This is a genomic window from Brevibacillus sp. BC25, assembly GCF_000282075.1.
In the GTDB taxonomy this organism is placed as follows: domain Bacteria; phylum Bacillota; class Bacilli; order Brevibacillales; family Brevibacillaceae; genus Brevibacillus.
Map to the genome: position 1 here is coordinate 77,944 of NZ_AKIX01000038.1, position 12,769 is coordinate 90,712.

Here is a 12,769-nt window from a genome sequence, read left to right on the forward strand (position 1 = left end):
AATTTTCATGACACATCCGACATTGGATAGCCTTCAGCATGCTATCAGCAGCGTCATCGTGGGCAAGGAAAGCCAGATCCGCCTATTGGTAACGGCCTTGCTCGCCCGTGGTCACGTATTACTGGAGGATTTGCCCGGAATGGGAAAAACCGTGCTTGCCAAAACCTTGGCGCAAGCGATTGGCGGCTCTTACAACCGCCTGCAATTTACTGCGGATCTACTGCCATCTGATGTCGTCGGTCTACACGTATTCAATCAACGAACAAGTGAATTCGAACTGCGCAAGGGACCTGTTTTTGCGGATGTCTTGCTCGCAGATGAAATAAACCGGGCCACTCCCAGGACTCAATCCGGCTTGCTGGAATGCATGGAGGAACGCCAGGTCACGATCGAAGGCGTGACCCTGCCACTTCCATCGACTATGCTGGTCATTGCTACCCAAAACCCGATTGAATCGGAAGGAACCTATCCGCTACCAGAAGCACAATTGGACCGCTTCCTTTTCAAGCTGTCTCTTGGCTACGGTACGCGTGAGGATGCCAAAGAAATTTTGCGGAGATTCCGCAGTGCCTCCCCATTAGAGGCCGTCGAGCCGGTCATCACTGTCGAGCAAATTGCGGCACTGCAACGCGAGGTCACGACCGTTCACGTCAGCCAACCGGTGGAAGACTATGTCATCGATCTGACGGAAGCGACTCGCCAGCATCGTTCTGTTGAGGTGGGCATTAGTCCGCGCGCCATGCTCGCCCTGTTGCGATCCGCCCAGGCTTACGCGTTCGTTTCTGGTCGTACTTATGTCTTGCCAGATGATGTAAAAGTGGTGTTTCCAAGTCTGGCAGCTCACCGCATTCGCCTCTCCATGGAAGCAGAGCTGCATGTGACGGAGCAGGAAGTCGTGGAGCAAATCTTGACTAGCGTTCCCGCTCCCGTCGAAGAAAGCGTGTAACGCTATGATCACCAAGCAAACCTTTCACGTAATCGGTTTTGTCTTACTGCTCTTCGCCGTTTTTTCCGGCCACTGGTTTTTCTTTATGTTTGGGGGCTTTTTCTTCTTTCTCCCAGCTGCACAAGACTGGTGGGTTAAGTCCATGTCCAAATGGGTGTCGCTCGAATGGTCTAGTGATCAAACGCGCGTCCTGTCAGGGACACCCGTGCACATTACAGTTCGCTTGCACAATCGTTCGTGGCTGCCTTTGCCTGCTACCTGGCTTCGCTTCACACTGCCGGAGCATGTTTCGGTGGAAGGCGCAGACGAGGTGCGAATCCTCAATCATCGGACGAGCGTTCGCCTGCGGTTTGATCTGCCGATGCGACAAAGTGCCACACGCACCTTGATTCTCATCCCAAACAAGCGAGGCACGGTCTGGTTGACGGATGTTCAATCCGAGACATTGCCGTTATTGGGCGAGGAGCCTACCGCTATGACATTGTCGATTTCCTTTTCCTTGCTGGTCTATCCGCTGCCTCTTGCTCTTTCTCCCGTCGTGCTCGCTGAAACGGAACCGGACGGGAATCGGCTTTCTCGTCAGCGCCAACAGGACGATGTCACTTTTCAGCGTGGCGTTCGGTCGTACATGCCAGGCGACCGTTTCAAGCACATCCATTGGAAGGCAACCGCCAAAACAGGTTCACTGGAGACGCGTCTTTTCGAGTATACAGCCCATCCGAACTGGCGAATCGTCGGGCATATCCTGCCCTCCTATGAACCGATGATGCAAAAGTATAACGATACCACCAATGAACGGACGATTTCCTGTCTTGCGGCTTTGGCTGGCCTGTGCAGGAGAAAATCGGTCGGATACGAGCTGTACCTTACCGTGAAGCAACGAGGACGTGAACATTTTCATTTGCCTGCGGGAAGTGGCAAGGCGCACCACCTGCACGTCATGACTCAACTGGCGCAAATCCATCATTTTGTGACAACGCCACTGACGACTATTCTTCGCCGGTTAGAGGGAGCTCATGGGAAGGAAGCCATTCTCATTGTGACACCACGAATGGACCCATCTGTACAAGCCTCGGCGGAGCGCCTTGTTCAACGCGGTCATCAGGTTGCGGTGCTGGATGTTTCTTCTGACCCTGTCACCATCCAGCGTTTTGAGCATGCTCGCTTGAAAAAAAGGAGCGTGATGATGGGATGACACTCTCCTTGATGGGCCGCTGGACTCTCGCATTTTGGCTGGAGGCCATGTTGACGGGCGTTTTCCTGATCTTGTTTGGGTATATGACAGCAGGATTTGGTCAGCTGCTCTCGTTTTGCCTAGTCGCAGCGATCCTGCTCATGGCAGGGAGCTGGCTGTACCATAGTGGTGGCGGTCGCTTTATGCTCCATCTGTTGCTGTATCCCTTTGTGTTTGTCATAGGAATGGGCAGCTTCTATCTCTACGATTCCTGGCTCATCGCGCTAGTATTGGCTGCTGTTTATTTTTGGAGAGTACAAAGTGCTGCATCGGAAGGCTATCGACATGACAGTCTGCAACGCAGATTTGTTCTGGCGCTGATGGCGGGTCTGATACAGCTCGTGATAGCAGTACTTTACACCTCCATCGTTGACCCGGGTTCCTATTCGCTCGCAGCCTCTTTTTCCATACTCGTCCTCATTACTCTCAGCTATATTTTAGTGGCGATTGTGTCGTTCGTGCTGCGGGAAGGATCACTTTCTACGAGGCTGCCTGCTCGCATTAGCTTGCTACTAGGCAGTCAAGTGCTAGGCACTCGTTTTCTTTTGATCGCAGGTTATTTGGCTATCGGTTCTATCGTACTTGGCCTCATCTATTGGATCTGGAGTTGGATAAAAGGACCTGTCAGCGCTGGACTGTATACGCTCTTTGAGCCTGTGCTTATTTTCATTGTGGAATTGTTTGAACGTTTGTACGAGAGGGCGAACCAAAAACAGGCAGGTATGAAGGTACTCATGGAAAGTACAGGGCAAAAAGCAGATAATCCCGCGGAACAGATACAGCTCGGAGAATCACTCTTTTCTGTTCTGCAGCCATACTTAATCATTGCCTTCATCCTCACCTGTGTGATCCTGCTCGGCCGATACATGTGGAAAAAGCGCTTCAAGGGGACGATTACGCGGGAAAAAGAAGTGGCGGCTGCACAAAACACTGTGTTAACCACTGTTCCCCCCTCTTCCAGTAAAGAAAGTGCTGAGGAAGACTCTGCTACATGGTTCAAACAGCCCGTTGGCCCAGAGGATGATCCCACCAGGTACGCCTACTATCAATTCCTCGTCCTCATGGAGAAGCAAGGGATGCCAATCGAGTTGCATGAGACACCCCAAGAGTTTTTCAATCGCCTGCGTGAAATGTCCTTGCTAGATGCAGGCCAGCTAGATGCAGTCGCTCGCATCACCCGTTACTATCAGCAATATCGTTATCAGGAGCAGTCGCTTCCCGAAGCGGATTTGACAGCGATGCAGCAATCCGTGCAGACACTCGGCTCTCGTTTCCCTGAGACGTAATACCGTTCCACAACCACGTGCTACCCGTTAGCCGTGGTTGTTTTCTTTTTCTCTTGACATCGAGATGCCCCTCCGGCATAATTTCTTCAATTTTGCCCACTCCCAAATTAAATTCACCAAATGGTTAATTGAACAAGAAAGGAGGATGCTCGGTGCAAGATTTACCTGACTGGCTGCGTAAGCACCTTCATGTCGCATACATACCCGGCTATGAGTTTTTCTTGAGTCTCCACGTGCTTGCCATGCCGGAGCATCATACCTCCCGCTTGCATTGGGCGGAGGAGTTGCTCACTGCTTTACCTGCCCCGCTCTTGAAAAAGCTTCACTATTTTAGTTCCATGTCCAATCAGTTTCTCGATGCCATGGACTTTCTGGCGCCTTGGGAGGAGTGCTTTGAGCATTCTGTTGAGACTGCATTGGAGCGTGTACAGGCCATGGATGCTGGCGAGTTTGCCCAGCTCATGATCGGTCCTGTCTATCATCCCAGACAACTTCAAGCTTGGATGCAAGGACGTACAGACGAGATTTTTGATGAGCTGAAACCGGAGCATCGGGAGCTTTTGCGCCATCCACTCTCGACCAAGCGCAGTTTTCTGGAGTTTTGCTACGACTACCTGCCATTTTTTCAAACAGAAGAACGGCGGATTGAACCGTGGCTCGTCCGCGCTGTACATGAAGCACAAGAGCAGATCAAGCTTGATCCGATTCCATTTTTGTCGCAGGTACACCCGCGCTTGAAGGTGCATGAAGACTTCTTGCAATTTCATAAAGCAAAAACGTACACATTTGGCTATTCGGAGCTGGCTCGTATCCATTTGCGTGTCTCTACTTTTGTCTCGCCGCATTTGTTGCTCGGCATTTACGATGACCACATCTCGGTGGGCTTATCTGTTGACGTTCCCGGCACCAGATCCACCTCGGTGATTCCCGCTGACTTCATCAACAAAATGAAGGTGTTCAGTGATCCGATGCGAACGGCGATTCTCAAATCGTTATTGGCTCATCCTTACTGCACGCAGCAGTTGGCTGACCTGCATAACATCAGTGAGCCTGCCGTCAACAAGCACTTGAATCTGTTGGTAGACACAGGCTTTATCTGGAGTGAACGACGGGGACGGTATGTGTTTTACCGCGCGATTGCATCACGGCTGGAACAACTCGCCGTCGATCTGCATGAGTTCATCGACATGCCTGTTCCCGGACTTGTCTCTCCACCTGCTTCATCACATCCCCCAGAACGGAGGAAATAACGTGTTTCATGTCGCCAAAGCTACCTTTATTCGCAATACCCGCGTAATGATTCGTGCCTATCCGTGGTCGTTTGTCATCGGCCACATTTTTTCCGGGGTATATACGGTGCTGTTCGCCTTCTTCGCCTATCACTATGTATTTGCCGGGCAGTTGGACGAGAATTTTGCACATCTCACCGGCTCGTCCGATTACTTGTCGTACGCCATCCTCGGCGGAGCTTTTTATGCGTTTGCCGTCTCGACCTTGATGAATGTCAGCCGCTCACTCATTACGGAGCTACGGGAAGGGACCTTGGAGGCGGTTTTGCTCACTCCTTCCTTGCGCAGGGGGTACTTTTTGGGGAATGTCACCCAACAACTCATGCGTACTTTGTTCGAATTTTCGGTGATTGTGCTTGTAGGGGCTTTGTTTGGACTCACGCTCTCTCATACGAACGTATGGAGCGCCGTCCTTGTCTGGATATTGTCTACAGGGGCTTTCTTTTGCCAGGCGCTCGTATTGGGCAGTCTCATGCTTTGGTTCCGCGATACGTACATCACACAAAACACGCTGTTTGCCGTGATGGCCTTTGTCAGTGGGGTGACGTTTCCGATTCCGTATTTGCCTGAATGGCTGCAACCGCTCGGTCTCATCATGCCGCTCGCGCCTGCGCTGGATGCTTTTCGGCAATGCGTGATTCAAGGAGCGCCGCTGCATGCTGTTTCCCCACAGCTGTTACATATGGCAGCCCTGTCCCTCGTCTATCTCGTCATCGGGATGTGGGGCATTCGTAGGATGGAAAAACGCGTCATGGAATCGATTTTTGGATAACGAGGAGGACAACAATCATGTTGATTGCAGAAAATGTACGGAAGGTATACCGAGTGAAAGAGAAAAAAGGCTGGTTTCGCCAGCAATGGGCAGAGGTCGAGGCAGTTGCTGATCTGTCTTTTCGCATGGTACCCGGCAAAATCATTGGATTGTTAGGCATTAATGGCGCAGGGAAAACAACAACAATCAAGATGTGCTCCACACTACTCACCCCGACTAGCGGCACAATCACGGTAGACGGGTATGACGCGGTAAAGGACGATCGGTTCGTCAAAGCCAAGGTCAACATGATCGCAGGGGGCGAGCGCATGCTGTATTGGCGGCTGACAGGGCGGGAAAATCTGCAATATTTCGGCAGTCTGTACGGTTTGCAAGGGCAGGAACTGCGCAATCGGATCGATTCATTGCTCTTGCAGGTTGGCCTGTATGAGGCCGCCAACACCCCGGTCGAGCGTTATTCCAAAGGCATGAAGCAACGACTGCAAATCGCCCGCGGCCTGATCAATGATCCGCGCTACCTGTTCCTTGACGAACCGACTCTCGGCTTGGACGCCCCCATCGCCCGGCAGCTTCGCAAGCATGTGAGTGAACTCGCTTCTCAGCATGGAAAAGCCATTCTGTTGACCAGCCACTACATTCATGAGGTAGAAGAGCTTTGCGATGAGGTATACATCATCAATAAAGGAAGGCTCGTGGCGCATGATACACCGGAGCACCTGACCAAATCGCTCGACCTGGATACCGCCTTGCAGGTAGTGATCCCCTCTCTTTCCGACTCGCTCGATTACGATCTGCGCCAGCTGGTACTGGATTACGGCGGCTCGCGTGAAATCGCAGAAACAGACGAGCAGACCTGGGAAGTGACGTTACGGGGAAAAACGGATATGACGACTCCGCTGCTTTCCCTCTTGGCTGCTCACCAATCCCCTGTCTTGCGTCTCTCCACCCAACAGCCATCACTGGAGGACGTCATCTTGCACATGGCAGATCGGAGGGGGGCATGAAACAGCTAGGCAGCCTACTTTTGGCCGAAATCATTAAGGAGCATCGCCATTCGTTTCACAGCAAAATGATCTACTTTTCGCTCTTGGTCTGGCCTGTTATCAATTTCGTGACCGCGTATTATTCGTTTGCCCCGTTTCGGATGGGAGCTGATTCCCCTCTTGCCCGGTTCATTAGTTACGAGCAGTTGCCGCTGTTCCTGTTGACTGGCTATTTAGGCTATATCTTTTATTGGTGCCTGGTGCAGTCGTCATGGCAAATGAGCTTTGAACGGCAAGCAGGAACCATGGAAATGGTCTTCATCAGCCCGGTCAACCGGCTCGCTTTTCTGTATGGGCGTTCGCTTTCCTCGCTGATCGAGGGGGTCTGGCTGTTCTTTTGCTTTGTCCTGTTAGCCTTGTTTTTTGTTGATGGCATTCAGCTGAGCGGCTGGTGGGCGCCTCCACTTGCCTTCCTCATTTTGCTGGTATCGGCCATCGTCTGGGGCGGCTTTCTCTGTGTGCTCTTTCTGTTTTCACGCGATTCGAGCTTTCTCTACACCATCCTGGATGAGCCGATGCTGATCTTTTCCGGTGTCCGTCTGCCCCCGATGGCCTTTCCGGTTTGGGCCAAGGTCATTTCCTTTTGCTTTCCCCTGACCTACGCGCTTCAGTTAATTCGCGAGCTGCTGATGGAGGGAGCGTCGTTGCAAACAATGCTGCCGAGTATGGGACTTCTAGCCGCTGTTCTGTTGGTGCTCGTGACAGCAACCGTCGTGCTGTTGAAGCAAGCGGAGAAGCATATGAAAAAGACCGGGAACATGGTGATGTATTAGTTTGACAAAGAATCGTTACATAAAGAACGCCCTTTCCTGATTGGAAAAGGCGTTTTCTTATTCCTCTTACTCCACCGTCAACAGATTCTCTACAAATCCCCCAGGGTGTCCGTTATGATCCGGCTCACTCATTGCCTTGTGATTGTCAGGGTGAATACAAGCTTTCTAAGTCTGATAAGTAGGGACTTCTCGTCATTATCCAATTTTTGCAATTGCAGGTGCAAGTCTATTCACTGAAAATTTTTGAGCATACCCTATCGCATATTATCAAAAGGAGTGATCATCATTGAAAAGGAAAAAATCCCGCAATAAAGGATACAAGAAAGTAAATGGTCGTTTGGTGCAATATTCTGCTACTCCTGATCGGGATCCTTATTCTAGAAACAATCCTCCTCGAGAAAGAAGCATGAGATGTAGAGCCTGTTGCTGGGAAGATCCAGATCGGCTGCAAAGTGTATGCGGCTGGTGTTGCGCTGAGATGATCCAATAAAAGTTGATGGAAACAAGCGTCCGGATCTCCCCTATTCGGACGCTTTTGCATGGATAAGTTGCCAATCAGAGATATCCCTTTTCTAGGGATGAGCGAGCTCGTACGCCGCGCCCAGCTCTCGCAATTTTGCGATAATAGATTGCTCCACTTGATCATCCACGGCGATTTTTTCCTTTGCCAATGCTAGCAACGGTTCATACTCGCCAATCAATACGGAATGATGCGCTTTTTCAAACAGTGGCAAATCATTCATGTCATTGCCAAAGCAAATGAACGGCTCCCCTGCCACATCGAACCGATTCAGGGCAGCCCATTTATTCACTCCCCGATAAGTAAGGTCGAGAATGCCTTCTGCCGAATGATAATGCAGCGTAACATCGAGTTCCTTGATTCTCGTCATCAATTCTTCATAACGGTCACACGATAAAATCAGGATTTTCAGCACGGCATTCAGTTGATCCACATCCACGCGGCTAGCTGTCCGATTGGGATCGATATAGCTCAAAAAAGGATGTGTCGACACACAATTATGTGCGTAATTCCACGAGTCATCGATGAAATACTGCGCGTGATAATCATCGAGAATGCTGATGATTTCATGTGCCAAACGATCCGGGATCGGTACGCAGCCCTGCAAGCTCCCTTGGTGATGAGTCATCGCTCCATTCGCACCAATGAGGAGATGGTTGGCAAACCGCTCATCGAGGACAGGCAGCATGTCACGACACGGTCTTGCGGAGGCGAAGCCTACGGTATGTCCCGCTTGTTCGAGTGCAAGCAGGCTATCCAAAATGTTTGTTGAGATCGGTTGACCTTTGAAGCAGATCGTCCCGTCCAGATCAAAAATGAACTTCATTTTTCCCACCCTTTCTAATCGCTGTCCTGTCCATCGTAATGGATAGCCGTCTGAGGCCAAAGGGACAGATCGTTCAAGATGAGTGGGACAGAAAGCTGATCTGTTACTCGAACCAGGCACTAGCCAACAAGCGAATTCCCTCTTGAATATCGTCGGGGGTCAATGCTCCGTACCCTAGCAATACCGTCGGATGCTCCCTTGTATCATGCAGCCAGTATCGGGCAGTTCCGTAGACTTTTACGCCCTTTTGATAGGCACGCTCCATGAGTTCTGCTTCCGTACGCTGACTTTTTACGGTCAAAAATACATGCAGCCCCGTATCCTTCCCTTCTATTTCCACACGTCCGTCCATGTAACGAGCAACCGCCTGAAGAAACACCTCTCGCTTTTCCACGTAGTCTTTTCGCATGTGCTGCAAGTGTCTATGCCAATAACCATCGGACAAATACGCCGCTAGCGTCAACTGGTCCAAGCGGGAAACAGGCTGATCGTATTCAGGCATGCGCTGGTGAAAACGCGATAACAGCTCGTAAGGAAGGGCGACGTAGCTGACGTTTACGAGCGGCAGCAATGCTTTGGAGAGTCGCCCAATGTAAACAACCTTTTGGGGAGACAGACTCTGGATAGAAGGGATGTAGCTCTCTTGATATTTGAACTCCCATTCGTAGTCATCCTCCACCAAATAAGAATGCGATAAGGATTGCGCCCACAGGGTCAATTGGTTTCTTTTCTCCAAAGGCATCGTCATTTTGTTGATGAATTGCTGCGAAGGACTCACGTACATGATGCTAGCCCCGCTTCTCTTCAGCTCTTCTATGGATACACCGTCTGCCTCCAAGGAAATGCCGTGTACGCGGTAGCCACCGTTGAGAAACGTATTTCTCGCACCATCATAGCCCGGATTTTCTACGCCAATCACATGCTTCTCTCTGTCCAAAAGCTGGACGACAATCGACACCAACTGTTGCGGGGTGGCTCCAATAATGATCTGCTCCGGCGTGGCGAGGACTCCTCTCGTTTCATGCAGCAATTTTGAGAGTTCCTTTCGCAAGACGTATTCGCCTTGAGCCAGCCCCTCCACCATATACGTGCACTGATGGTTGGAAATGAGCTTGTTTCGTAGCTTATTCCACGGATGAAAAGGGAATGCCCCCAGCTCGATATTGCCGTAGCGAAAGTCATAGCGAATCGACGGTATACGAGAATCTTCTCGTTCCGCTGCGTGCTGCCCGGAAAGAGGTCCTGCTTTGTACGTCACCTGATACCCTTTTTTCGGAATGCTGCTGATGTACCCTTCCGATACCAGTAGCTGATAGGCGACTTCCACCGTGTTTTTGCTGACAGCAAGCGATTGCGCACAGCTTCTGATCGAGGGTAGAAACTCTTCATACGTGATTTGGTTACGCAATATTTCGTCTTTCATAAAGTGATAGATTTGGATGAACAGTGGCTCTCCCTCTATAAAACGAATGGCAGATAGCTCTCGCAACGGACAGGAACCGCCTTCCTTTTTTGTTTTAGTCTACCACATATTGCATTAAGCCTGAGTGAACAACAGGTCAGCTATCCGCCAGAAGGCTTTGTCTCTTGGCCCTATCGAACTGAAAGTAGTAGAAGACGATAAGACACACGTGCATCAGGGCCATCATCAAATAAATATTGCTGTAAATGAAGCCGCTCGTATAAGGATTCACCGGGTTCCAATTGGTTGTCGCGCCAAGATCGATAACCTTGCTGTATACCGCAGACGCGATCCCCATAGAAATGAAGCTCAGCATCGAAAAGATTCCCATGCCTACTCCCGCCTGCTCCTTCGTCAACGTCCTCGAGATAGAGTTCGCCATCGAGATTTGCATAAAAGACTGCCCCACATTGCCTAGGATCAAGAAGAGCGCAATGCCTGTAACCGAGGCGCTTGTGAAAGTAGACAGCAAGCCAAAGCAGCCAATCAGTAAACTAGACGCAACGAAATACAGAAAAGCATTCCCCCGCCTGTCCGCGAGCTTTCCTCCCACGCGACCAAGCAATGCCGAAGCGATAGCCGCTGGAACCATCACAAAGCCGATCCAGCTCGTCGATAGCTGCTGCACCTGAGCCAAGAGCAGCGGACTGAGATAATAAAGCGATATCCCCATTCCACTTATAAGAAATGCCATTAGAATCCCGATTGTATACTGCTTGTTGGCAAAAACCTTCGGCTGTACAAACGGATCAGCTACCGAACGAATTCGTACAACGAACAGGAGCAAAGTAACCAAACTCGCCAATGTAAACCACCACGATCCATTTGTTACTCCCAAGAGCAATGACGTCACGCTGATCGCAAGTAAGGAGCCACCCACCCAATCAAACTTCCCACTAGACGCGATCTCCTCATCCTCCAAATATTTGCGGTAGAACGGCAGCGTAAGCAAGATCAGGAGCGGTATGGAAAACAGCCAGCGCCAATGGGCAAAGCTGACGATTAACGCCGCGATCACAGGACCGAGTGCACCGCCAAGAGCCAATCCTACTGCCGTTCTTCCTAAAACAGAACCCCTGCGCTCAGGCGGGAAGTATCGCAAAGGAATAAGCATCGCAGTAGCCGGTATGACAGCCGCGCCTACTGCCTGCAAGCATCTTCCGAAGAGGGCCATCGCAAAGGAATCGGAGATCAAACCGAAAAACGAACCCGCCGTAAACACCAAGAGTCCAAACGTCAACAAATTCTTGAGCTTGTATCGATCCGCCAGTTTACCATACGTCACGGTTCCGATCGCGTATAACAATCCATATGCGGTCGATAGCCAGCTCACCTGCGCTATGCTCAAACCAAACTCCTTGCTAATTTCGGGGAGTGCAATGTTAAACACCAAAGCACTCATGGAGGAAATGACCAAGGTAAACATCAATATCCGGATTAATATGTCCCTGTTTTGCTGCGTTTTTGTCGCTTCCATGCCGCATCTTCCCCTTCACTTTGTTATTCATAGATTGACTGTCAGTACTGACTGACATTCGAGTGGTAAAAAAACTAGGGAGTCAAACCCCTAGCGAAAACCTCTACACTCTCTTCGATAAATGCATCTAGGGATACCCCTGAAAAATTGCTAGTGCCATCCAGATCGTTCAAAAACGCCCCGAAATTCATGACCATGAAGGCAGTCGCCTGTGCTTCCGGATTCGTTTGGATCATCTTGCCCTTTTTGCCCATCTCTTTGAAGTAATCTGTAAACAGTACCATCAACTGTCGCGGGTGCTTTTGGGTCCGCTCGCGGAAACCGGGCAAATGGGCCTCATCCTTAATGCTAATCAAAATCATTTTCCGATTGCGGTTCATCATTTCGTGATACGTTCGGCTGATTAAAAACAAATCCTCGCGCAAATCCCACACAAGCTTCTCCGTGAAAAGCTTTGTCAGTCCTTCCGTGTAATGATAACGGTCAAAGGCGCTTTCGAGCAAATTCCGCTTGCTGCCGAAGTGACGAAACAACGTCTTCTCGCTCAATCCTGCCGCAGTGGCAATTTCTTGCGTGGTTACGCCGTTGTAGCCTCTTTCCGCGATGAGATCGATTGCGGCTATCATCAGTTTTTCGCTGCTTGTAAGACTTTTGCTGCTGCTCATTGCTATCCTCATTCCCGAAATTGATTGTCAGTACTGACTGACATTTATCTTAAACCGACTGTAAAAAAGTGTCAAGGGACTCCCCGTAAAAAAGGGCTCTCCTCCGACTCATGCAGTCGAAAGGAAAGCCCATCGCTCTTTTACCCGATTAAAACGCTCTTGAATATTGCTTCGGTGGCTGCAACTCATCCGCCGACAGCTCATGAATCGCATGCAGTGCCCAATAAGCATCACGCAGCATGCCGCGGCCGACTGCTACCAAATCCGTATCGCCATTGCCAATCGATGCTTCCGCCACTTTTGGATCATCGAGGTTGCCGACTGCAATGACTGGTACATCCAGTGCCTGCTTAATTGCGCGTGCCAATGGTACTTGATAACCAGGATGAACACCTGGACGGCCTGCTGAACCAATCGGTCCTTCCCCGCCGCTGGATATATGGAAAATATCCACGCCTGCTTCCTTGTAACGGCGG

11 protein-coding genes and 1 pseudogene are annotated in these 12,769 nt (G+C 50.5%); 7 read left to right on the forward strand and 5 right to left on the reverse strand.

From position 1 onward, the window contains the following. Positions 1 to 7 precede the first annotated feature (7 nt). The 7 genes from PMI05_RS10995 (at position 8) to PMI05_RS11025 (ending at position 7,343) form a co-directional block, all read left to right on the forward strand. Positions 8 to 946 (forward strand): MoxR family ATPase, encoded by a 939-nt coding sequence (locus PMI05_RS10995; RefSeq protein WP_007721181.1) that lies wholly within the window; start codon positions 8 to 10, stop codon positions 944 to 946. A gap of 4 nt (positions 947 to 950) precedes the next feature. Continuing rightward, positions 951 to 2,141 (forward strand): DUF58 domain-containing protein, encoded by a 1,191-nt coding sequence (locus PMI05_RS11000; RefSeq protein ID WP_039960602.1) that lies wholly within the window; start codon positions 951 to 953, stop codon positions 2,139 to 2,141. Next, the gene (locus PMI05_RS11005; RefSeq protein ID WP_007721191.1) at positions 2,138 to 3,466 is read left to right on the forward strand and encodes a DUF4129 domain-containing protein; all 1,329 of its coding nucleotides are present in this window, start codon (positions 2,138 to 2,140) and stop codon (positions 3,464 to 3,466) included. Before PMI05_RS11000 ends, PMI05_RS11005 begins: the two co-directional genes overlap by 4 nt. Positions 3,467 to 3,618: 152 nt before the next feature. Then, positions 3,619 to 4,716 (forward strand): helix-turn-helix transcriptional regulator, encoded by a 1,098-nt coding sequence (locus tag PMI05_RS11010; protein ID WP_007721193.1) that lies wholly within the window; start codon positions 3,619 to 3,621, stop codon positions 4,714 to 4,716. 1 nt (position 4,717) lies between these two features. Beyond that, positions 4,718 to 5,527, forward strand: coding sequence for an ABC transporter permease (locus PMI05_RS11015; protein WP_007721195.1), 810 nt, complete (start codon positions 4,718 to 4,720; stop codon positions 5,525 to 5,527). 17 nt (positions 5,528 to 5,544) lie between these two features. Beyond that, positions 5,545 to 6,531: an ABC transporter ATP-binding protein gene (locus tag PMI05_RS11020; protein WP_007721197.1), complete on the forward strand. Its 987-nt coding sequence runs from the start codon at positions 5,545 to 5,547 to the stop codon at positions 6,529 to 6,531. Then, on the forward strand, positions 6,528 to 7,343 hold the full coding sequence (locus tag PMI05_RS11025; protein WP_007721198.1) for an ABC transporter permease: 816 nt from the start codon (positions 6,528 to 6,530) through the stop codon (positions 7,341 to 7,343). The genes PMI05_RS11020 and PMI05_RS11025 overlap by 4 nt, the downstream gene beginning before the upstream one ends. 572 nt (positions 7,344 to 7,915) lie before the next feature. On the opposite strand, the gene PMI05_RS11030 is transcribed toward PMI05_RS11025, so the two are convergent. From PMI05_RS11030 to PMI05_RS11050, 5 genes and pseudogenes are all read right to left on the reverse strand, one after another. Continuing rightward, positions 7,916 to 8,689 carry an HAD-IIB family hydrolase gene (locus tag PMI05_RS11030; protein WP_007721200.1) on the reverse strand — a complete coding sequence of 258 codons (774 nt, stop codon included), beginning with the start codon at positions 8,687 to 8,689 and terminating at the stop codon, positions 7,916 to 7,918. A 103-nt stretch (positions 8,690 to 8,792) separates the two neighbouring features. After that, on the reverse strand, positions 8,793 to 10,178 hold the full coding sequence (locus PMI05_RS11035; protein ID WP_007721203.1) for a PLP-dependent aminotransferase family protein: 1,386 nt from the start codon (positions 10,176 to 10,178) through the stop codon (positions 8,793 to 8,795). A 70-nt stretch (positions 10,179 to 10,248) separates the two neighbouring features. After that, positions 10,249 to 11,628, reverse strand: a complete 1,380-nt coding sequence (locus tag PMI05_RS11040) for an MFS transporter (RefSeq protein ID WP_007721205.1) — start codon at positions 11,626 to 11,628, stop codon at positions 10,249 to 10,251. 74 nt (positions 11,629 to 11,702) lie between these two features. After that, positions 11,703 to 12,293 carry a TetR/AcrR family transcriptional regulator gene (locus tag PMI05_RS11045; RefSeq protein WP_007721207.1) on the reverse strand — a complete coding sequence of 197 codons (591 nt, stop codon included), beginning with the start codon at positions 12,291 to 12,293 and terminating at the stop codon, positions 11,703 to 11,705. A gap of 148 nt (positions 12,294 to 12,441) precedes the next feature. Next, positions 12,442 to 12,769: pseudogene (locus PMI05_RS11050) on the reverse strand (NADPH dehydrogenase); the annotation flags it as partial.

Excerpts from the sequence above, each read along its gene's own strand:
- PMI05_RS10995 (WP_007721181.1), top strand. The coding sequence starts at position 8 with ATGACACATCCGACATTGGATAGCCTTCAGCATGCTATCAGCAGCGTC.
- PMI05_RS11000 (WP_039960602.1), top strand. The coding sequence starts at position 951 with ATGATCACCAAGCAAACCTTTCACGTAATCGGTTTTGTCTTACTGCTC.
- PMI05_RS11005 (WP_007721191.1), top strand. The coding sequence starts at position 2,138 with ATGACACTCTCCTTGATGGGCCGCTGGACTCTCGCATTTTGGCTGGAG.
- PMI05_RS11020 (WP_007721197.1), top strand. The coding sequence starts at position 5,545 with ATGTTGATTGCAGAAAATGTACGGAAGGTATACCGAGTGAAAGAGAAA.
- PMI05_RS11025 (WP_007721198.1), top strand. The coding sequence starts at position 6,528 with ATGAAACAGCTAGGCAGCCTACTTTTGGCCGAAATCATTAAGGAGCAT.
- PMI05_RS11030 (WP_007721200.1), bottom strand. The coding sequence starts at position 8,689 with ATGAAGTTCATTTTTGATCTGGACGGGACGATCTGCTTCAAAGGTCAA.
- PMI05_RS11040 (WP_007721205.1), bottom strand. The coding sequence starts at position 11,628 with ATGGAAGCGACAAAAACGCAGCAAAACAGGGACATATTAATCCGGATA.
- PMI05_RS11045 (WP_007721207.1), bottom strand. The coding sequence starts at position 12,293 with ATGAGCAGCAGCAAAAGTCTTACAAGCAGCGAAAAACTGATGATAGCC.